Raw genomic sequence first — 20,086 nt, 5'->3', positions numbered from 1 at the left:
GGCCTACCCATCATGCACTACGTGCATGGTCAGCTGGCGCGATCGGAACCGGCGTCGATGCTGCGCAGGTGACGCGTGTTCGCCTCGGTCGACTCCAGTGCGGCGAGGGCCTCGCGAAGCGCTGCGGCCTCGTCGGCGTCCACCTTGCCCACGAAGTGGACCAGTGCCGCGACCCGGCCGTCGGACGCGTCGGCCTGGTCGAGCGCGTCGAACATCAGGCTGGCGACGAGTTCGTCGCGGCCCTGCACGGGGAGGTAGCGGTGCGCGCGGTCGTCCCGCTGCTGGATCACCAGGTTCTTCTTCGCCAACCGCTGGAGCACGGTCATGACGGTGGTGTACGCAAGCTCACGATGGGCTGCCAGCGCCTCGTGGACCTGACGGACCGTCTGGGGTTCGGAACTGGACCACAGGTGGTCCATCACTGCTCGCTCGAGCTCGCCAAGTCCTGCCATACGGTCCATCCTACGTACTGTCCGACGCCGGTGCGTACTACTCGTAGTCGTAGTTCTTGCGGCGTACTAATGATTACGTCCTCCCGCGGGGTGGGACGATGCGCACATGCAGGCGAGATGTGGAGAGGCGCTCACGTGGAATGGGTCTACGACCGGTCGCTGATCTCGGGGCCGTTGCCCTGGGTCGTGGCGGCACTCGCGATCGCCGGCGCGTTGTGGCTGCTGCTCGGGCCGGCGGGCAACACCCGCCGCTACCGGCTGCGCGTGCTTCCGGTCTGCGCGACGATCGCCTTCGCACTGACCGCCCTCGGGTGGGTCGTGGTGGAGAAGTGGTGGCGCCCGTTCCCCGACCCCGTCGAACTCCGGGTCTACGTGTGGATCGGGTGCGGGCTGCTCGCGATCGTCCTCGCCGGTGTGAGACTGGTCACCGACCGGCGGTTGACCCGCGCCGTCACCTCCGTACTCGGCGCGCTCGCCGTCGTGGCCGTCGCCGCGGTGCAGGTCAATCTCGTCTTCGACGCCTACCCGACCGTGCGGGACGCATTGGGTCTGCCCGCGGCGAACGCGATCGCCTTCGCCGACGTCCCGCCGCCGGTCGCCGATCCCGTCGTCGGAACCCCCGTGGACGCGAAGTGGACCGAGCCCGTGGACCTACCCTCCGCCGGCCGCGTGGTGACGGTCCCGATTCCCGGCACGGTGTCCGGATTCTCGGCCCGCGACGCCGAGATCTACCTGCCGCCCGCCTACTTCGCCGACCCGCGTCCGCAGCTTCCGGTGCTGGTGCTGCTCGCCGGGCAGCCCGGCAGTCCCGGCGACTGGTTCGCCGGGGGCCGGCTCACCCAGACGATGGACGCATTCGCCGCGCAGCACCAGGGCCTCGCCCCGATCGTCGTGGTCGCGGACGGGACCGGCTCCACGCTGGCGAACCCGCTGTGCCTCGACTCGAAGCTCGGCAATGTCGCCACCTACCTCGCGACCGACGTCCCCGCCTGGGTGAAGGCCAACCTGCAGGTCGACCCGGATCCTCGGGCGTGGGCGATCGGCGGACTGTCCTACGGCGGCACCTGCGCGCTGCAGATGGCCACCAACCATCCGGAGGCGTACCCGACGTTTCTCGACCTGTCCGGGCAGCTCGAACCGACCCTCGGTGACCGGCAGCGCACCGTCGAGGCCGCGTTCGGGGGAGATCAGGCGGCGTTCACCGCGGTCAACCCGATGGACCTGATGGCGACCCGGACCTATCCGGGCAGCGCGGGTGTGTTCGTCGTCGGCAGCGACGATCACGACTTCTCGCCGGGCGTGCACACCCTCTACGCTGCCGCCGGGAAGGCGGGGATGGACGTGCAACTGCGGGAACTGCCGGGCGGCCACAGCTTCGCGGTGTGGTCGGCGGGACTCGCGGACAACCTCGAATGGATCTCCCGGAGAGTGGGGCTGATCTCGTGACCGCAGTGCTGCCCGCCGTCCGCAGGCAAGCGCGGCGACTGACCGAACTCGTCCGCTTCGGTGTCACCGGGGCGCCGGTGAGCATCGCGATGCTGGTGCTGCTGTGGGTACTGGGCGCGGCCACCGGCGGTCTCGGATCCGCGCCCGATCGGCGCGTGATCCACCAGTTCGCCGCCGGGATCATGGCGTTCGAGCACGGCCGCGTCTGGACGGCACTGACCTCCGGGCTGTGGGCGAACGGCCTCGCAGGCCATCTGGTGGCGACAGCGGCGATCCTGCTGGTGGCGGCGCCGATCGAACACCGCATCGGATCGGCCCGGTTCGCGGTCGCTGCCGTGGCCACCCAGGTCCTCGGCACGTTGATCGCGCTCGGCGTGTCGGAGGCCGTCAAGGTCGTCGACGAGAGTTGGGGCTTCCGGCTGCACATCGGCACCGCCATGAGCCCCACCCCGTGGATCGTCGGCGTCGCGATGGTGGCGAGTTCCTCGATGAACACGCTGTGGCGGCGCCGCCTCCGCGTCGGGACACTCGCGCTGCTGATCACCCTCGCACTGTTCAGTGGCCATCTCCTCGACATGATCAGGCTCTGCGCCGCGGTGGTCGGGCTCCTGCTCGGACCCGTGATCGTCGGCCGCTCCGCGCGCGGTGAGCACCTGGCCGGCACCCGACGCGAGGGTCGGGTCCTCGTGGCGCTCGTCGTCGCGGCCGGCGCGCTGGGCCCGGTGCTTGCCGCGTTGTCCCCGAACGCCGTGGGCCCACTGGCCGTGCTGCGTGACCTGTTCCGCGAGGTCGGGCTGACGCCTGCCGAGGTGCGCGACCTGTGCGCGCAGAACCGGACCGGTGAGGACTGCCGTCACGGGCTACTCGCCCTGCGGCTCGGAGGGGTCGGGCCGACGATCCTGAGCCTGATGCCCTCACTGCTGCTGCTGGTGCTCGCCGACGGGTTGCGTCGCGGCCGCCGGTTCGCGTGGCTGGCCGCGTGCGTGGCGCAGGTCGTGCTGGTGGCGCTGTCGCTGGTGAACTTCGCGGTCCGCTACGTCGGGTTCGTCCCGGGCGAATCCCTGTTCTACGGGCTCGACTCGCCGACCGTGTACCGCACGCTCGCGCCGTTCCTCGCCCCGGTCGCGGTCCTCGTGGTGCTGCTCGCCACCCGCCGGTTCTTCACCGTGTCGGCGCCGCGGGGCACCTATCGGCGGCTGTGGTCGCGACTCGCGGGTGCGACGGTGGTCCTCGGCGCGGTCTACGTGGCCCTCGGGATGCTCGTACGCAGCGGTTTCGACCGGGAGCCGACGGTCGCGTCGCTGCTCGCCGACTACCCACAGCGACTCGTCCCGCCCGTCTACCTGCAGTGGCTCGACCCCCGGTTCCTGCCCGACGACGCGATCACGACCCTGCTCTACGAGTGGACCGGCGTGCTGTTCTGGATCGTGGTGTGCGTCGCGGTGGCGGCCACCTTCCTCACACCGGCGTACGGCGCGCGGACCGACGACGTCGAACGCGCCCGGCGGCTGCTCACGGCGGGCACGGGCAGCCCGCTGTCCTGGATGACCACCTGGCGCGGCAACCGCTACTGGTTCGCGCCGGACGGGGCCAGCTACGTCGCGTACCGCGTGATCTCCGGGGTCGCACTGACCACCGGCGATCCGGTCGGGCCACGGACGTCGCTGCCCGGCACCGTCACCGGCTTCGCCCACTTCGCCACCGGAAACGGCTGGACCCCCTGCTTCTACTCGGTCACCGGTGAGCTGCGCGCGGTCACCGACGCGCTCGGCTGGTCGGGCCTGCAGGTCGCCGAGGAGACGGTGCTGCACCTCGACGACCTCGAGTTCAAGGGCAAGAAGTTCCAGGACGTCCGCACCGCCCTCAACCGCGCCGCGAAGTCGGGGGTGCACGCGGAATGGATCCGCTTCCCCGACGCCCCGCTCGCACTGACCGACCAGATCACCGCCATCTCGGAGGAGTGGGTCGCCGACAAGGGTATGCCGGAGATGGGCTTCACGCTCGGCGGTCTCGACGAGATCGACGACCCCCGGGTCCGCTGCCTGATCGCCGTCGACGAGCATCGCACGGTGCACGGTGTCACGTCGTGGATGCCGGTGTACCGCGACGGCCGCGTCGTCGGATGGACGCTGGACTTCATGCGCCGTCGGGCGGAGGGGTTCCGGCCCGCGATGGAGTTCCTGATCGCGTCGGCGGCGCTGTCGCTGAAGGAGGAGGGCGCCGAGTTCGTCAGCCTGTCCGGGGCGCCGCTGGCGAAGGTCTCCGAGGGCGCGGGCACCGATGCCGTGGACACGGCGGAGGCGCAGGGGCGGAGCGCGTTCGCCGCGGTGACGGACACCGTGCTCGATCTGCTCGGCCGCACCCTCGAACCGGTGTACGGGTTCCGGTCGCTGCTCGCGTTCAAGGCGAAGTTCCAGCCGGAGTACGTGCCGATGTACATGACGTTCGCCGATCCGGCGGCGTTGCCGAGCATCGGTAACGCCGTCGGGCGTGCCTACCTGCCGGACGTGTCGTTCGGTCAGGGCCTGCGCCTGGTGCGCACGATGATCCGCAGCAGGTGACGCCGCGGCGCCCGGGGCCGCCTAGGGCGTCGTGACCTGTTCCGGTCCGCCTGCGGTCCCGTACACGTGCCGGGTCCCGACCGGCACGATCAGCGGCCGGTCGGACACCGGGTCGTCGATCACCCGTGCCTCGAGACCGAACACCTCCAGCAGCAGTTCCGGCGAGATCACCTCGCTCGGCGTGCCGGACGCGACGACCGAGCCCTTCGACATCACCACGAGGCGGTCGCTGTACCGGATCGCCAGGTTCAGGTCGTGCAGCACCATCACCACGGTCCGGCCCAGTTCGGAGTGCAGGCGGTCGACGAGGTCGAGGACCTCCACCGAGTGCGCCAGGTCGAGATAGGTGGTCGGTTCGTCGAGCAGCAGGATGTCGGTGCCCTGCGCCAGCGCCATCGAAATCCAGGCGCGCTGCCGCTGCCCACCGGACAGTTCGTCGATCGCCCGGTCCGCGAGGTCGGACACCCCGGTCAGCGCCAGCGCCTTCGCGACCTCGCCCTCGTCGTCGGAGGACCACTGTCGCAGCCACGACTGGTGCGGATGCCGACCGCGGGAGACGAGGTCGGCGACGGTGAGCCCCTCCGGCGCGACCGGTGCCTGCGGCAGCATGCCGAGGGTCCGCGCGACGTCCTTGGTGCGCATCTGCGAGATCGCCTTGCCGTCGAGCAGGACCCGCCCGCTGCGCGGCTTGAGCAGCCGGCCCAGCGACCGCAGCAGCGTGGACTTGCCGCAGCCGTTCGGGCCGATGATCGTGGTCACCACGCCGGCCGGGATCTGCAGGTCGAGGCCGTCGATGATGACCCGGTCGCCGTAGCCGACGACGAGGTTCTCGGCGGCGAGCCGCCCGGTCGTCTCGGCGGCGAGCCGCCCGGTCGTCTCGGCGCCCTCGGAGGTTTCCGCGGTGAGCCGGTTGGCTGTGTCGGCGCTCATGCGGTGACCTTTCGGTTGTTGCGGATCAGCAGGTAGATCAGGAACGGGCCGCCGAGCGCGGAGGTGACGATGCCGACGGGCAGTTCGACGGGCAGCATGGTGCGTCCGATGACGTCGCTGCCGAGCACGAGCACCGCGCCCATCAGCCCGGAGGCGATGATCGGTGGTCCGGGGGTGCGGAGCAGGCGCATGGCCAGTTGCGGGGCCGCGAGGGCGACGAATCCGATCGGGCCGACGGCGGCGGTGGCGATGCCGGCGAGCGCGACCGCGGCCAGCAGCAGCACCGCCTGCCCGGTCTGCAGGCGAACCCCGAGGGCGCGGGCGTTGTCGTCGCCGAGTCGCAGTGCACCGAGGTTGAACGACGAGATGACGGCGGCGGTGCCGACGACCGCGACACCGATCGCAACCGGCCACACCTGTGCCCAGTCGCTGCCGTTGAGGGAGCCGTTGAGCCACACCTGGGCGCGGGCGACGTCGTTGATGTCGGCGGAGATCAGGAGCCACTGGACGAGCGCGACGAGCATCGCGTTGGCGCCGATGCCGATCAACACGATCCGGTAACCCTGGACCCCGCCGCGCCAGGCGAGCAGGTAGATCACGGCGGCGGTCACGATGCCGCCGAGCAGTGCTGCGAGGGGGATGCCGAGGACGGCGAGCGCGCCGACGAAGCTGCCGCCACCACCGACCACGATCAGCGTGACCGCGGCCGCGCTGGCGCCCGCGGTGATGCCGAGGATGTCGGGGCTGGCGAGCGGGTTGCGCAGGATCGACTGGGTGATCGCGCCGGCGATGCCGAGAGCCACGCCGGTCAGCAGTGCGGTCAGGCCGCGTGGCAGGCGCAGATCCATGACGATGAAGCGTTCGACCTTGGATCCGCCGCCGAACAGGATCTCCGCGACGGTGGGGACGGGGACGGAGAATTCGCCGCGGCCGATGTTGACGCACAGCAGTACGAACGCCGCCGCCAGCAGCGCGGCGGTGATGGTGACCATCGCGGTCCGTCGGACCAGGGAGATGTTGCCGACCCGGAACGCGGGCCGGGACGGCACGGTGGTGGGCAGCGGCGGGGCCCCGTTCTCCGGGGCGGCTCCCGTCTTCGCGTCGATCAGGCTCACAGGGACACCAGCTTCCTGCGCCGGACCAGCGCGATGAAGAACGGCGCACCGAACATCGCCAGCACGATGCCGACCTGCAGTTCGCCCGGTCGGACGACGACGCGGCCGATCACGTCGGCGAGCAGGACCATGATCGCGCCGAGCAGTCCGGCGTAGGGGACCAGCCAGCGGTAGTCGGGTCCGGTGACGAAGCGGGCGACGTGTGGGACGACCAGGCCGACGAAGGCGATGGGTCCGCAGGCTGCGGTGGCGGCGCCGGTGAGGAGGGTGATGGCGACGATGCCGATGGCGCGGCTGAGGGCGACGTTGGTGCCGAGGCCCCGCGCGACGTCGTCGCCGAGGCTGAGGACGTTCAGGCTGGGGGTGCCGGCCAGGGCGATCAGCACGCCGATCACCAGGAACGGCAGCACCTGCCACAGCACGTCGGTGCCGCGGCCCGCGACCGAGCCGACCACCCAGAACCGGTAGCCGTCGAGGCTGGTCTGGTCGAGCAGGATCACGGTTTGCGTCATCGCCTGCAGGAACATCGCGACAGCCGCGCCGGCGAGGGCGAGGCTCAGCGGACTCGCCCGGTTGCCGCCGATGGAGGCGATGCCGAAGACGACGACGCTGGCGGCGAGTGACCCGGCGAACGCGAACCACAGGTACTGGCTCGGGGTGGAGTAGCCGAGCAGGTAGATCGACAGCACCACGAACAGCGCGGCACCGGCGTTGAGGCCGAGCAGGCCGGCGTCGGCGAGCGGGTTGCGGGTGTGGCCCTGGATCAGGGCGCCGGCGATGCCGAGCGCGATGCCGACGGCGACGGCCAGCGCGGTCCGCGGGATCCGCAGGGTGCGCACCACGAGGTCGGTGTCGGTGCCGGTGGCCTGGAACAGGGCGTGGAAGATCTCGCCGAAGTCCATCGGGCGTGCCCCGACCGCGATCGAGGCGACGACGGTCGCCAGCAGGAGCAGCAGCAGGACCGCGAGCCCGAGGAGGCGTCGCCGGCGGATCGCGGTGATCGAGTTGTCGGCGCGGATCGGGACGAAGCCCTCGTCGAGGGCGGTGGCGCGGCGGACGACTTCGACGCCGGTGCGGGGGAGCAGGGCGCGGCGGGTGCCGAGTGGGGCGCCGGTCGTGGCGTCGCGGACGATCAGGTCGAGCCAGGTCTTGCCGAGGCCGGCGCCGGTCGTTCCCTCCCGGACGCCGCGGTTCCAGACGAGCAGTCCGGCGGCGACGGCGACCGCGACGACGCCGAAGACGAGCCGGTCCATCTGGCCGCCGCCGTTCGTGTCGCGCAGCGAGTCGACGATGAACCAGCCGATGACCAGCGGCAGGGCGACTGTCGCGAGGTCGATCGCGGTGGCCAGTGCACGTCGGGAGCGTGGGGCCGGGCCGCGTGGAACCTCCCGGACCGCGTAGTCCACGTCGCCGGGGATGGTGGTCACGGGCGTGCTCCTCGTCGGCTGAAGTCGGGACGGTTGTTCAGGTTACGTAACCCTATCCAAACCAGGGACCCCGGCTCGCAGCGCCCAATTGACTTGTGGTTAGGCTAACCTACATTCGATCTTGCTCGACGACGAAGGAGTGGGCAGTGCCGACGACCCTCTTGCTCGACCCCGCACCGGCCATCGCGATGCGTGGCACCCGCGCCGCTGCGGGCGCTGCCGCCCTCGTCGAGTCCTGTACGCGCCTGCGGTCGTTGCATCCGGAATATCCGCGGGTCTACGCGGTCGCGCAGATGGCCGAGCAGCCGAAGCGGCGCTGGTGGGCTGTCGAGCAGGGGATCCGGGGTGACCGGCTGGACCGGATGCTCGCCCGTGCCCTGGAGGACATTCCGGATCGCGAGGCCGCCGGAATCTCGGTGGCGTCGGCGCTGATTCACGCCGTCGTGGGACGGGTCGCCGCGCTGGTCGTGCTGGAGGGGCGCGCGTGGGACGCCGGACTGGACAACCTGTCGATCCACATGGACAGCGACGGCTGCATCGACTGGGCCGGGGTGTGGAACCCCGTGCTGCGGGTCCTGCCCGGCGATCGCTGGGACGGGTCGCCGAGCGCGGTCACCCTGCCGTGCGAGCGTGCGCTCGCGATGTGGACGGCCTGCCGGTGCCGGTCGGCGCTGACCGCGATCTTCGACGCGCTCGACCGCCGGGTGCCGCTGGATCGGACGACGCTGTGGGCGATGGTCGGCGAGGCCGTGCTCGGTGCGGCGACCCTGGTGCCGTTGCGTAGCGGCCTCGCGCCGTCGGTGGCCGATCGTCGCGGGCAGGCCCTGCTCGACGCGTTCGAGACCGCGGGATTGCAGGTGCGGTCACGGGCCGGCAGGCCCGTCCTCCGGCGTGTCCCGACGCATGCCCTTGCTAGTTAGGGCAGCCTTGCCTATAGTCGTAGGCGTGATGAACCACCGGACCGCGCCGGAGTCCTGAGGGCTGCAGAGACTCCCGGTCCCTTCCACGGCGGGCCCCGCACCGATCACCGGTGCGGGGCCCGCTGGCGTAGGCGTGTTTGACTTGGGCTGCGCCCCCGGCCGGAGGTGGCGCCCATGATCTTGTTCGAGCACGGGACGTACGGGAGTGCACATGAGTGAATCGACCACCTCGCAGGCAGCCACGGCGCCGTCGATGGAGGACGCACTGACGCGGATGACGCCGGCCGACGCATCTCCGATCCTGAACCAGGGATTCTGTGAAGCGATCGGGCTCGAGTACCTGGAGGTGACCGGCGACCGGGTGTGCGCCCGCTGGGAGGTCGGCCCGCACCTGTTCCAGCCCGCGGGCATCGTCAACGGCGGCGTCCACTGCACGGTCATCGAGACCCTCTCCAGCATCGGCGGCAGCGTGTGGCTCGGCGACCGAGGTCACGTCGTCGGGGTGAACAACAACACCGACTTCCTGCGCGCCAGCCGCAACGGCACCCTGACCGCCACCGCGACACCCGTGCATCGCGGCCGCACCCAGCAGCTGTGGCAGGTGCAGATCGTCGACGAGCAGGAGCGGCTCGTCGCGCGCGGCCAGGTGCGCCTCGCGAACATCGAGGACACCGGCCGGCTCGCGAACGGCTAGCCGCGCCGAATCAGTTCCCGGCCGCCTCCTCGAGCGCGGCCAGGAACGCGGCGGGCCGCTCGACGAACGGCACATGTCCGGCGCCGTCGATCACGTGAAGCGGCCAGCCGAACCGGGTGCCGGCGCCCTCGGCGAGCCGCAGTGGGGCCATCCGGTCGTGTCGGCCCCAGACGAGGGTCGTCGGAACGGCGATCCGACGCAGTCGATCATCGGGAACTCTCGTCGTGCCCGCCCTCAGCAACTGGCGCATCGCGCGTTTGACGTGCGGGACCCGCTGCCGGGAGACGAGGTATGCGGCAAACGCCTCGAACCATTCCGGATCCTGCGCCGCGGTCCGCTGCGAATCCAGGAACGGCCACGGCAGGAACCGCTGCAGGTCGCGCTCGGTGGGCCGGATCGCGCAGCGCAACGCCGCCACGGCCAGCCCGGGCGGCAGGTGGTAGGGGCCGAGGCCGGGAGCGCCGCTGATCACGACGTGCCGCAGGCGGTCGCCGTGGTCGGCGGCGAATCGGGCGGCAAGGCTGCCGGTGAGGGAGTGTGCGACCAGTGCGGCGCCGTCCGGGCAGGTCCGGCGCAGGAGTGCCGCGAGCCACATCGCGAAGGAGCCGGCGTCGAGACGTACGAGCGGTGCGGACTCGCCAAGCCCAGGCAGGTCGGGCACGACGACCCGGTGTCGGGCCGCGAGCCGGGACAGCACCGGCGCCCAATACACGCCGCCGGATTCGATTCCGCCGTGCAGCAACAGCATCGACGGACCCTGCCCGCCCTCGAGTACCTGGGTCGAGATGCCGGCGATGTCGACGTGCCGGCTCGTGACGGGCAAGCCGCGCAGCAACCGCGCTCGCATCGCATCCCGTGACTGCTGCATCGTGCTCACCTCGACCTGCCGGACCACCGCCAAGGCGGTCCGACCGCCCTACCCGGCCTTGCCGCGTTCCTCCCCGGTGAACACCGCGCTCGGATCGCCGATCAGGCCCGCCGCCCGCGCCCGCTCGTAGTCCTGCAGGTCCTCGATCGCGGTGCGGGCGAACACCTGCTGTTCGGTGGAGGCCATCTGTGCCCGGCCGCGGCCGAGGAACGTCACCGTCCACGACAGGATCGTGGAGAACTTGCTGCGGAACCCGACCAGGTACATCAGGTGGATCACCAGCCACATGATCCAGCCGAGGAACCCGGTGATCTCCAGTTTGCCGACCTTGGCGACGGCGCTGAACCGGGAGATGGTCGCCATCGAGCCCTTGTCGAAGTACTTGAACGGCTGCCGCTCCTCCGGCGGGGTTCCCGCGAGGGTCGCCTTGATCTGCTTGGCGGCGTGCTTGCCGCCCTGCATCGCGACCTGGGCGAGGCCGGGCAGTTTGTCCAGGGCCATCATGTCGCCGATGACGTAGACGTTCGGGTGTCCGGGCAGCGACAGGTCGGGGTTGACGTGCACCCGCCCGGCCCGGTCGATCTCGGCGCCGGACTGCTCGGCGAGTTGCTTGCCGAGCGGGCTGGCCTGCACGCCCGCGGACCACACCTTGCACTGGCAGTCGATCCGGCGCTCGGTGCCGTCCTTGTCCTTGACGACGAGGCCGTCGGCGTCGACGTCGGTGACCATCGCGTTCGGCTGGATCTCGACGCCCATCTTCTCGAGCCTGGCCGCGGCGTTCGCGCTGAGCTTGCCGCCGTACACCGGCAGCACGGTCGGGGCGCCGTCGAGGAGGATCACCTTGGCCTCGCGGGGGTCGATGTGCCGGAACGCGCCCGCGAGCGTCCGATTCGCCAGTTCGGCGATCTGACCGGCGAGCTCGACGCCGGTGGGGCCTGCACCGACCACCACGAAGGTCAGCAGCCGGGCACGTTCGGCGGGATCGTCGGACAGCTCGGCCTCCTCGAACGCGCCGAGTATCCGCCCGCGCAGTTCGAGTGCGTCGTCGATCGTCTTCATGCCGGGCGCGTACTTCGCGAAGTGATCGTTGCCGAAGTAGGACTGCCCGGCACCGGCGGCGACGATGAGGCTGTCGAACTCGGTCACGGTGTCGCGGCCGAGGAGTCGCGAGGTGACGGTGCGGGCCGTCAGATCGACGGTTCGCACGTCGCCGAGCAGGACCCGGGCGTTCTTCTGTTTGCGCAGGACGAGCCGCGTGGCCGGTGCGATGTCGCCGACCGAGAGGATGCCGGTGGCCACCTGGTACAGCAGTGGTTGGAACAGGTGGTGGGTGGTGCGGGCGACCAGTGTGATGTCGACGTCGGCGCGTTTGAGTGCCTGGGTGCCGAACAGTCCGCCGAATCCCGAGCCGATGACCACCACGCGGTGCCGGGGGGACTCCACCGAATTGACGCTCATGTGCACACTCCTCGCGCAGATGCCGACGACGCAGCCAACGCTAGTACCGGACCGTTCGCGTGGCCGGATGAGCGCACGCGTGGGCGGCGTGTCGCGATCTTCGGGGAGATGACTGAAATCTCACATCAGAGAAATTTCACCCATCCCGGGTTGGTGATCAAGGCGGGCCGTGTGCTTACCTTGGCGTTAACTCTGTGTTTCCAATTCTTCACACCTTGAGGAGGGCTGTCTGTGAGTGGGCAGGTCCGTGAGCGCGTCGACCAGTACTTCGACCAGGTCGTGCGCCGTAATGCCGGCGAGCCGGAATTCCACCAGGCGGTCGCCGAGGTCTTCGAGTCGCTCACGGTCGTGCTCGAGCGGCACCCCAACTACGCCGACGGCGCGCTGATCGAGCGTCTCTGCGAGCCGGAGCGGCAGATCATCTTCCGGGTGCCGTGGCAGGACGACAACGGCCAGGTGCACGTCAACCGTGGCTTCCGGGTGCAGTACAACAGCGCGCTCGGCCCGTACAAGGGTGGCCTGCGCTTCCACCCGAGCGTCAACCTGGGCATCGTGAAGTTCCTCGGTTTCGAGCAGATCTTCAAGAACTCGCTCACCGGTCTGCCCATCGGCGGCGGCAAGGGTGGCTCCGACTTCGACCCCAAGGGCAAGTCCGAGTCCGAGATCATGCGTTTCTGCCAGTCGTTCATGACGGAGCTGCAGCGGCACGTCGGGGAGTACACCGACGTGCCCGCCGGTGACATCGGCGTCGGCGGCCGCGAGATCGGCTACCTGTTCGGGCAGTACAAGCGCCTCAACAACTCGTACGAGTCGGGCGTGCTGACCGGCAAGGGCCTGACCTGGGGCGGCTCGATGGTCCGCAAGGAGGCCACCGGCTACGGCGCCGCGTACTTCGTCGCCGAGATGCTCAAGACCGCAGGCACCAGCCTCGACGGCCGTCGCGTGGTGGTCTCCGGCTCCGGCAACGTCGCGATCTACGCGATCGAGAAGGTGCACCAGCTCGGCGGCACCGTCGTCGCCTGCTCGGACTCGTCCGGCTACGTCGTCGACGACAAGGGCATCGACCTCGACCTCCTCAAGGAGATCAAGGAGGTCCGTCGCGGACGCATCTCCGACTACGCCGACGAGCGCGCCGACGCCCAGTTCTATGCCGGCGGCAACGTCTGGAACGTGCCCTGTGACGTGGCGATCCCGTCCGCGACGCAGAACGAGCTCGACGAGACCTCCGCCAAGACCCTTGTCAACAACGGCGTCAAGGTCGTCGCCGAGGGTGCGAACATGCCCACCACCCCGCAGGGCATCGCGGTCTTCCGGGACGCGGGCGTCGCCTTCGCGCCCGGCAAGGCCGCCAACGCCGGTGGCGTCGCCACCTCGGCGCTGGAGATGCAGCAGAACGCTTCCCGTGACTCGTGGAGCTTCGAGTACACCGACGAGCGGCTGTCGAAGATCATGCGCGACATCCACCGCCGCTGCGTGACCACCGCCGACGAGTACGGCAAGCCCGGCGACTACGTGCTCGGCGCGAACATCGCCGGCTTCGTCAAGGTCGCCGACGCCATGTTCGCGCTCGGCGTCATCTGACACGCATCTCGTGAGGGGCCTCGCCGCCCCGCAGACGAACACCGAAAGGCGCCGGGCATCCGCCCGGCGCCTTTCGGTGTTCGTCAGGTATATCGGCACGTCAACGCCGTAAAGGGGGCAGACGGGAGGCCGTTCGGTCTCTATTCTAGGTGGTGTTCCTGACGGTCTACGAATCCGTTTCGGGGGCCGTCTTCCCGCAATCGGTGACCGAATCACCGAGCTTTCGGAGTAGGAGCCCCACCATGAAACTTCACAAGGCCGCGGTGCTGTCCGTGGCCGTGGTTGCAGCGATGGGTGTCGGCGCAGGCAACTCCTATGCCAGTGCGGTTCCGGCGCCAGGTGACACACAGGTCGGATACGAGACCTCGGTCCTCCCCGGAGGTCGCTCGGTGGCGACCGTTCTCGACTCGGGAGCCTTCCGGCTGGCGGCGGGTGGCACCGCCGTCGACGTCGTCAACGATGCGGGCACCGCCCTGACCCGGGTGCCCCTCGCCTACGGTGTCGGGGACGATCTCGTCCCGATCGGCGCCACCATCGGACAGGGCGGCAGAGAACTGACCCTGACACCGCAGATGCCGCCGGTCGGTGTGCATCCCGCGTACAGCCAGGCCGCCTACGACAAGATGGTCGCCGAGATCCAGAAGGGCTGGTTGAACGGCGGACAGTTGAACGCGAACACCGGCGCCGTGATCGGTCTGGTGGTGGGGTGCGTCCTGTTCCTCTTCGTCGGATGTCCCCTCGGCGCCGCGATCGGTGGCACCATCGGCGCCGTCACCGGTGTGGTGAACGCGAACCCCGCGGTCCAGCCTGCGGTGTTCGAATTCGTCGCCAGCCTGCCCTGATCGCCGAGATCGCCCGGATCGCCGAGATCGCCCGGATCGCCGAGATCGCCCGGATCGCAACCCGACCGGAGCGCTCGGTTCCGACGGTTCAGTTCCCGGCCGTGCGGCTCACGAGGTTGTACGCCGGGTTCAGGGCCGCTGCGCCCCTGACTTCGGTGCCCGCACCCGAGGTGTACCGCTGTGTGGTGGTCATCGACTCGTGACCGAGCATGCGCATCAGGGTGTAGACGCTGACGTTCTGATCGGCCATCGCCGTCGCGAAGGTGTGTCGAAGTTGGTGCACCAGAGCGCCTTTCGCGCGATCGCCGTTGATCCCCGCGCGACGGTACGCCCGCTCGACGCGGTACTGGAGGGTGCCTCGGGTGATCCGGGAACCGTCGCGCCCGACGAACATCGGGTCCGAGGCCGCGAAGCGCTGCCACGGCCCGGCATCCGCACGCCGGCGCGCGGTGCCGGGGAACCGCTGCGCGCGGCTGGACAGGTAGTCGCCGAGGACGTCGACGACGACCGGCTCGACTGTGACCACCCGTTGCTTGTTGCCCTTGCCGTGGACGTGGATGACCTTGGCCTGGTCGGCGGCGTCGCGCAGGTCGCCGAGGTCGATGGCGATCAACTCCGCGGAGCGCAGTCCGGTCAGCAGGCCGGTGAGGATCAGCGCGAAATCGCGTTCCGGCCACGCGCGGGCGCCTTCGTCGGGGGCCTGCAGGGTGGTCACGAGGCGTTCGACCGCGTCCGCATGGAACGCCTTGGGCACCGTCTTCGGCGCCTTCGGGCGCAACACCGACGACATCGGGTTGGCGACGATCGCGTCTGCGGCGAACAGGAAGTCGCACAGCATGTTCCAGGTCGACCAGCAGCGGCGGATGGAGGCCGGCTGCCGGGTGTCGGCGTACTCGGCGAACGCGGTTCTCAGTGCCGCCTTGTCGATGACGTCGGGTGTGAGCCGCGCGGCGGAGGTGCCCGCGAGGCGGGCGAGCGAGTCGGCCACCGCCCGGTAGTCCTGCCGGTAGGCCCGCAGGGTGTTCGGTGACGGCTTGGCCGTGCTGCGGTAGACGAGGAACTCCTCGAACCAGTCGTGCAGGGATTCGGTCACGTGTTCGATTGTGCCGGATGGGGTGGGTGGGGCGCGAGGGGCCTGCGTGTGCTGTCTGCCCAGGATCATTCGAGCAAAGGCCGCGTTGTCTCGGTGCGGGTCGACGAGGGAAGCGTCGGCCCGCACCGGTTGCCCTTTCTCTGGCGCAGGTTGCGAAGTCAGGGTGGCCAGGTGGCCCCGCTACGATTGCTGGCGAGAACTGGCCGTCGCTCGGTCACACCACCGCCGGCCAGAGGGGGCAATGCTGTGCTGCATCTACGCGTCATTTCGCCGAGCGACCGCTCCGCAGAAGTCCTGGACACGCTGGCCGCCGAACCCGGCGCCACCCATGTGACGCTCGCACTCGGTGCCGCTGTCGATCCGCCCGGCGATGTGATCGAGGCGGATGTGGCACGTGCCCGCGCGAATGATGTGCTTGCGGCGTTGACCGCCCTGGATCTGGTGCGGACAGGCGGGATTTCGTTCGAGCAGACGGGGACAGTGCTTTCCCGCGCCGGGGAGCGGGCGGAAGCTGCGGCTCCTACACGCCCTGCAGAAGCTGTGGTGTGGGCCCAGTTGCTCGATCAGGTGCGTGAGGGGGCCCGACTGACGCCCACATTCATGGTGTTTCTGACGATCGCGCTCTTGCTGTCGGCGGTGGGCGTGGCGACGGCCTCGCCGCTTACCCTGGTCGGAGCGATGGTGGTTGGGCCCGAGTTCCGACCACTGGCGGCGCTTTCGGTGGGGCTGGTTCGCCGCGATATCGGGCTCGTGAGGAATTCGGCACGCACACTGGCCATCTCGTTCCCGGCCGCGATGGTGCTCACCGCGCTGGCCACCCTGCTGTGGATTCGTCTCGACTGGGTCGGGACCGGCGATGTCGAGAACGCTCGCGTCTTCGACTTCATCTACGAGGTGGGGCCATTCTCGCTGGTGGTGGCGCTGCTGGCGGGGGCGGCAGGCATGCTGGCCCTGGTCACTTACGCCTCCACTGCCCTGGTGGGCGTGTTCATCTCGGTAACGACGGTGCCGGCTGCCGGTTTGGCTGTCGTCGCGGTGTTCGCGGGGAAGTGGAATGTCGTGCTGAGCTCGCTCGCGCAACTCGGCGTCAATCTGATCGGCATCGTAGTCGCTGGGGTGATAGTGCTGCTGTTGTTACAACGAGCCGGTCGCAAGGGCGAGTCGGCCATACGCCGGAAGCACCGTTCCGTGTCACTTCGAAGAGGCCGCACTTCCACAACCGCTACCGAGCCGCACTACCCAACCCGGCAGCCTGAGCACCCCATTCCCGGCGTGGACGAGCACAAGGGCCAGAACTAGGAGGATTCGGAGGACGTCGGTGTGGCCTTCTGGGCGACCGGCCGGAAGTCGCCCTGGCTGAACGCCACGCACGCCGCGGCGGCGGCTGGGGATGCCTCCCACGAAGTGGGGGACGATGCGGGCGATCTTGCGCCGGCCGCCACGGGAGAGCTCGAGCGCCCGGGCGGTCGCGGCCGACGGGATGTCGACGACGGCTTCACCCCGGCTGATCAGCCATTGGGTGAGGTGGTGACCGAGCCCGGATGCGTTCTCGACGGCCCGGATCCTGTCGGGCCATGCCTTGGACCAGGTTATGAGCTGGGCGTAGTCCTCGAACGACGACCGGGTCCGGACCGATCCGATGTCCCGGTTGGCGTCCGGGTCGACCGCGGTGGCGGTTTGCGTGGACTTGTGCGGGTCAATGCCGATCACGATCACCGGCGAATCACATACCGCGCCTGCTGTTGACGACTGTCAACAGTACGATCGCCGAATGGACCTCGACCCGCACCGGTTTCGCTATTCGTTCGTCACCGCGGTGATCGCGCCTCGCGTCGAGGAACGGGTACGGGCCGACCTCGACGCCGGGATCGACGACCACGGGCAACTGCAGGTGGTGACCGTCGCGGGGGAGGGGAATCGCGGATACGCCGCCGGTATCGACCTCGTCGCACGGCTCAGCGAGCTCGGCGTCGACGTCGAACGCACGCAACCGGATCTGGTGGACCGTCGGCTGATCGCGCAGCGCGCCGGCTGCACGAGGCAGGCGGTCGCACTGTGGGTGAACGGGCAGCGGCACCAGGGGGACCCGTTTCCGTTGCCGTTCAACCTCACGCTGGGCCAGACCTGGCTGTGGGGTGAGGTGCAGGCATGGTTGCTCCGCCGGGGTGTCGCGGTGGACGACACCGTCGCCATCCCGACGATGCGCGATCACATGCGCGTCGATTCGCACATCGCGCACCGGCGGGCCGACTACCGCGTGATCGCCGCCCGCGCCCGCGGGTCCGAAGACCCGGAGGGCGATTCCGGGTAACCGGTGCCGGTGTCGGGCCTATCGTGGACACCAGCGGCAAATCGGGTGGAGTGGGGCCGCGGATGCATGAATTGTCGATCGCGCAGAGCGTCGTGGACGCGGTGTGCGAGCGCGCAGGCGACCGTCGCGTGCACAGCGTGCGCGTGGAGGTCGGAGTGCTGTGCGCGGTGATCCCCGACTCGATGCAGTTCTGTTTCGAGTTGGTCACCGCGGGCACCGTCGCCGAGGGCGCCCGGCTGGACATAGACACCCCTGCGGGGGCGGGACACTGCCGCGCGTGCGGTTCGGACTTTCCCCTGTCCGATCCGATTCTGTTGTGCGCCTGCGGAAGTGCCGATGTCCAGGTTCGGTCGGGTCGGGAGCTGCGAATCGTGTCGATGGAAGTGAGCTGAAGCGATGTGTGCCACCTGCGGCTGCGGCGAGGAGGCGGGACCGCGTGTGACGGTTCCCGGCGAGCACGAGCACGAGCACGAGCACGAGCACGACCACGACCACGACCACGACCACGGCCACGGCCACGAGCACGACCATTCGCGGCCCCGGACCGAGACCGTCGTGCTCGAACAGCAGGTACTCGCGAAGAACGACCTGCTCGCCGCGCGTACCCGCGGTTGGCTCGACGATCGGGGCGTGACGGCGGTCAACGTGATGAGCTCGCCCGGGGCGGGGAAGACGACGCTCCTCGAACGGACGATCGGTGACCTGCGGGCGACGACACAGATCTCGGTGATCGAGGGCGACCAGGAAACCCTGCTCGACGCGGAACGCATCCGCTCCACCGGTTGCGCAGTGGTGCAGGTCAACACCGGCGCCGGCTGTCACCTCGACGCGCAGATGATGCACGATGCTCTCGCCGCACTCGAGCCGGCCTCGGGCACACTGCTGTTCGTGGAGAACGTCGGGAACCTGGTGTGCCCGGCGCTGTTCGACCTCGGGGAGCGGGCCAAGGTGGTGGTCATCTCCACACCCGAGGGAACGGACAAGCCGCTGAAATACCCGCACATCTTCGCGGCCGCGGATCTGGTGATCGTCAACAAGGTGGACCTGCTGCCGTACGTGAACTTCGATCTCGAAACCTGTACGCGCCACGCGAGATCGGTCAATCCCGAGGTGGAGCTGATCGCACTGTCCGCCACCACCGGCGAAGGCCTCGACCGGTGGTACCGCTGGCTGGCCGACGGGTGCGGGGCGAGCACGTGATTCGTTGACATCCACCGTCGACGAGGGCCTTAATAGAAGGAGCGTTGCGCAGGGAGTTCGATGATCGACTCCGGCGAAGTGAACGTAGGAGTGCTGTGCGCTCCGAAAGGTGGTCGGCATGCCCACATCACAAGCTCAGGCGGCCGAAGAGACCCTGATCCACGTCTTGTGGATCAACGCCGGGCTCAGTTGCGACGGCGATTCCGTGGCACTGACCGCGGCCACTCAGCCGAGTGTGGAGGAGATCGCGCTCGGCGCGCTGCCGGGACTGCCGAAAGTGGCGGTGCACTGGCCGCTGATCGACTTCGAGTGCGGCCCCGAGGGCGGCGCGGACGACTTCCTCGAATGGTTCCGCAAGGCCGACCGCGGGGAACTCGAACCGTTCGTGCTGGTGGTCGAGGGGTCGATTCCCAACGAGAAGCTGCACGACGAGGGCTACTGGTGCGGCTTCGGCAACAACGAGGAGACGGGTCAGCCGATCACCACCAGCGAGTGGCTGGACCGGCTCGCGCCCAAGGCCACTGCGGTCGTCGCGGCGGGCACGTGCGCCACGTACGGCGGGATCCACGCGATGGCAGGCAATCCGACCGGAGCGATGGGCGTGCCGGACTACCTTGGCTGGGAATGGAAGTCGAAGGCGGGCATCCCCATCGTGTGCGTTCCCGGATGCCCGATCCAGCCGGACAACCTGTCGGAGACGCTGACGTACCTGCTGTACATGGCCACCGACCAGGCCCCGATGATCCCGCTCGACGAGGCGCTGCGTCCACAGTGGTTGTTCGGTGCCACGGTGCACGAGGGCTGCGACCGCGGCGGATACTACGAACAGGGTGAGTTCACCACCGAGTACGGATCCCCGGAATGCCTTGTGAAACTGGGTTGCTGGGGTCCGGTCGTCAAGTGCAACGTGCCCAAGCGTGGCTGGATGAACGGCATCGGAGGCTGTCCGAATGTGGGCGGGATCTGCATCGGCTGCACCATGCCCGGCTTCCCGGACAAGTTCATGCCGTTCATGGACGAGCCGCCCGGTGGCCTGCTCTCGAGTACGGCCTCCGGTGTGTACGGATCGGTCATTCGGCGTCTGCGCAGCATCACCGCTCGCACGCTGGATGACGAGCCGCATTGGCGTACCCCGGGCTCGACGCTGGAAACGGGAGCAGTACGTACCTGGTAGACCGACCTCTCGAG

18 protein-coding genes and 1 pseudogene are annotated in these 20,086 nt (G+C 69.4%); 11 read left to right on the top strand and 8 right to left on the bottom strand.

What is annotated here, in order from left to right; translation table 11 throughout:
- Positions 1–29: 29 nt before the first annotated feature.
- Positions 30–452 carry a BlaI/MecI/CopY family transcriptional regulator gene (locus ACWDUM_RS21880; protein ID WP_450116800.1) on the bottom strand — a complete coding sequence of 141 codons (423 nt, stop codon included), beginning with the start codon at positions 450–452 and terminating at the stop codon, positions 30–32.
- Positions 453–587: 135 nt separating this feature from the next.
- Between ACWDUM_RS21880 and ACWDUM_RS21875 the strand changes: the two genes are divergently transcribed.
- A complete protein-coding gene (locus tag ACWDUM_RS21875; protein WP_450135576.1) occupies positions 588–1,898 on the top strand; it encodes an alpha/beta hydrolase in 1,311 nt (436 codons plus the stop codon).
- The gene (locus ACWDUM_RS21870) at positions 1,865–4,459 is read left to right on the top strand and encodes a bifunctional lysylphosphatidylglycerol flippase/synthetase MprF (RefSeq protein ID WP_450135575.1); all 2,595 of its coding nucleotides are present in this window, start codon (positions 1,865–1,867) and stop codon (positions 4,457–4,459) included. The genes ACWDUM_RS21875 and ACWDUM_RS21870 overlap by 34 nt, the downstream gene beginning before the upstream one ends.
- 21 nt (positions 4,460–4,480) lie before the next feature.
- Here the strand turns inward: ACWDUM_RS21870 and ACWDUM_RS21865 are convergent, their stop codons facing one another.
- The 3 genes from ACWDUM_RS21865 to ACWDUM_RS21855 form a co-directional block, all read right to left on the bottom strand.
- Entirely contained in the window at positions 4,481–5,389 is a 909-nt protein-coding gene (locus ACWDUM_RS21865; protein ID WP_450135574.1) for an ABC transporter ATP-binding protein, read from the bottom strand.
- Positions 5,386–6,438: a FecCD family ABC transporter permease gene (locus ACWDUM_RS21860; protein WP_450135696.1), complete on the bottom strand. Its 1,053-nt coding sequence runs from the start codon at positions 6,436–6,438 to the stop codon at positions 5,386–5,388. The genes ACWDUM_RS21865 and ACWDUM_RS21860 overlap by 4 nt, the downstream gene beginning before the upstream one ends.
- Before the next feature lie 62 nt (positions 6,439–6,500).
- Positions 6,501–7,931 carry a FecCD family ABC transporter permease gene (locus ACWDUM_RS21855; RefSeq protein WP_450135573.1) on the bottom strand — a complete coding sequence of 477 codons (1,431 nt, stop codon included), beginning with the start codon at positions 7,929–7,931 and terminating at the stop codon, positions 6,501–6,503.
- Positions 7,932–8,119: 188 nt separating this feature from the next.
- Here ACWDUM_RS21855 and ACWDUM_RS21850 point away from each other — a divergent pair, with 188 nt between their 5' ends.
- Together ACWDUM_RS21850 and ACWDUM_RS21845 are read left to right on the top strand one after the other, a co-directional pair.
- Entirely contained in the window at positions 8,120–8,851 is a 732-nt protein-coding gene (locus ACWDUM_RS21850) for a hypothetical protein (protein ID WP_450135695.1), read from the top strand.
- A 253-nt stretch (positions 8,852–9,104) separates the two neighbouring features.
- The gene (locus ACWDUM_RS21845; protein WP_450135694.1) at positions 9,105–9,545 is read left to right on the top strand and encodes a PaaI family thioesterase; all 441 of its coding nucleotides are present in this window, start codon (positions 9,105–9,107) and stop codon (positions 9,543–9,545) included.
- Between the two features lie 10 nt (positions 9,546–9,555).
- On the opposite strand, the gene ACWDUM_RS21840 is transcribed toward ACWDUM_RS21845, so the two are convergent.
- Together ACWDUM_RS21840 and ACWDUM_RS21835 are read right to left on the bottom strand one after the other, a co-directional pair.
- Positions 9,556–10,413, bottom strand: a complete 858-nt coding sequence (locus tag ACWDUM_RS21840; protein WP_450135572.1) for an alpha/beta fold hydrolase — start codon at positions 10,411–10,413, stop codon at positions 9,556–9,558.
- Between the two features lie 48 nt (positions 10,414–10,461).
- Positions 10,462–11,871 carry an NAD(P)/FAD-dependent oxidoreductase gene (locus ACWDUM_RS21835; protein WP_450116796.1) on the bottom strand — a complete coding sequence of 470 codons (1,410 nt, stop codon included), beginning with the start codon at positions 11,869–11,871 and terminating at the stop codon, positions 10,462–10,464.
- A 231-nt stretch (positions 11,872–12,102) separates the two neighbouring features.
- Between ACWDUM_RS21835 and gdhA the strand changes: the two genes are divergently transcribed.
- Both gdhA and ACWDUM_RS21825 read left to right on the top strand, forming a co-directional pair.
- Positions 12,103–13,452: an NADP-specific glutamate dehydrogenase gene (gene gdhA / locus ACWDUM_RS21830; RefSeq protein WP_450116795.1), complete on the top strand. Its 1,350-nt coding sequence runs from the start codon at positions 12,103–12,105 to the stop codon at positions 13,450–13,452.
- Positions 13,453–13,694: 242 nt separating this feature from the next.
- Positions 13,695–14,294, top strand: coding sequence for a hypothetical protein (locus tag ACWDUM_RS21825; RefSeq protein ID WP_450135571.1), 600 nt, complete (start codon positions 13,695–13,697; stop codon positions 14,292–14,294).
- Positions 14,295–14,382: 88 nt separating this feature from the next.
- Here ACWDUM_RS21825 and ACWDUM_RS21820 read toward each other — a convergent pair whose 3' ends face one another.
- On the bottom strand, positions 14,383–15,387 hold the full coding sequence (locus ACWDUM_RS21820; protein ID WP_450135570.1) for a tyrosine-type recombinase/integrase: 1,005 nt from the start codon (positions 15,385–15,387) through the stop codon (positions 14,383–14,385).
- 246 nt (positions 15,388–15,633) lie between these two features.
- Here ACWDUM_RS21820 and ACWDUM_RS21815 point away from each other — a divergent pair, with 246 nt between their 5' ends.
- Positions 15,634–16,686 carry a DUF389 domain-containing protein gene (locus ACWDUM_RS21815; protein ID WP_450135569.1) on the top strand — a complete coding sequence of 351 codons (1,053 nt, stop codon included), beginning with the start codon at positions 15,634–15,636 and terminating at the stop codon, positions 16,684–16,686.
- On the opposite strand, the pseudogene ACWDUM_RS21810 reads toward ACWDUM_RS21815, so the two are convergent.
- Positions 16,687–17,103: pseudogene (locus ACWDUM_RS21810) on the bottom strand (IS110 family transposase); the annotation flags it as partial. It lies immediately after the preceding gene.
- A gap of 55 nt (positions 17,104–17,158) precedes the next feature.
- Here ACWDUM_RS21810 and ACWDUM_RS21805 point away from each other — a divergent pair.
- From ACWDUM_RS21805 to ACWDUM_RS21790, 4 genes are all read left to right on the top strand, one after another.
- Positions 17,159–17,698 (top strand): hypothetical protein, encoded by a 540-nt coding sequence (locus ACWDUM_RS21805; RefSeq protein WP_450135568.1) that lies wholly within the window; start codon positions 17,159–17,161, stop codon positions 17,696–17,698.
- Between the two features lie 62 nt (positions 17,699–17,760).
- A complete protein-coding gene (locus tag ACWDUM_RS21800) occupies positions 17,761–18,090 on the top strand; it encodes a hydrogenase maturation nickel metallochaperone HypA/HybF (protein ID WP_450113689.1) in 330 nt (109 codons plus the stop codon).
- Between the two features lie 4 nt (positions 18,091–18,094).
- Positions 18,095–18,898 (top strand): hydrogenase nickel incorporation protein HypB, encoded by an 804-nt coding sequence (gene hypB, locus ACWDUM_RS21795; RefSeq protein WP_450135567.1) that lies wholly within the window; start codon positions 18,095–18,097, stop codon positions 18,896–18,898.
- A 118-nt stretch (positions 18,899–19,016) separates the two neighbouring features.
- Entirely contained in the window at positions 19,017–20,072 is a 1,056-nt protein-coding gene (locus ACWDUM_RS21790; RefSeq protein ID WP_450113687.1) for an NADH-quinone oxidoreductase subunit B family protein, read from the top strand.
- Positions 20,073–20,086 lie beyond the last annotated feature (14 nt).

Source organism: Rhodococcus sp. NPDC003322, assembly GCF_053589555.1.
This window is presented reverse-complemented; position numbering and strand designations above follow the sequence as displayed.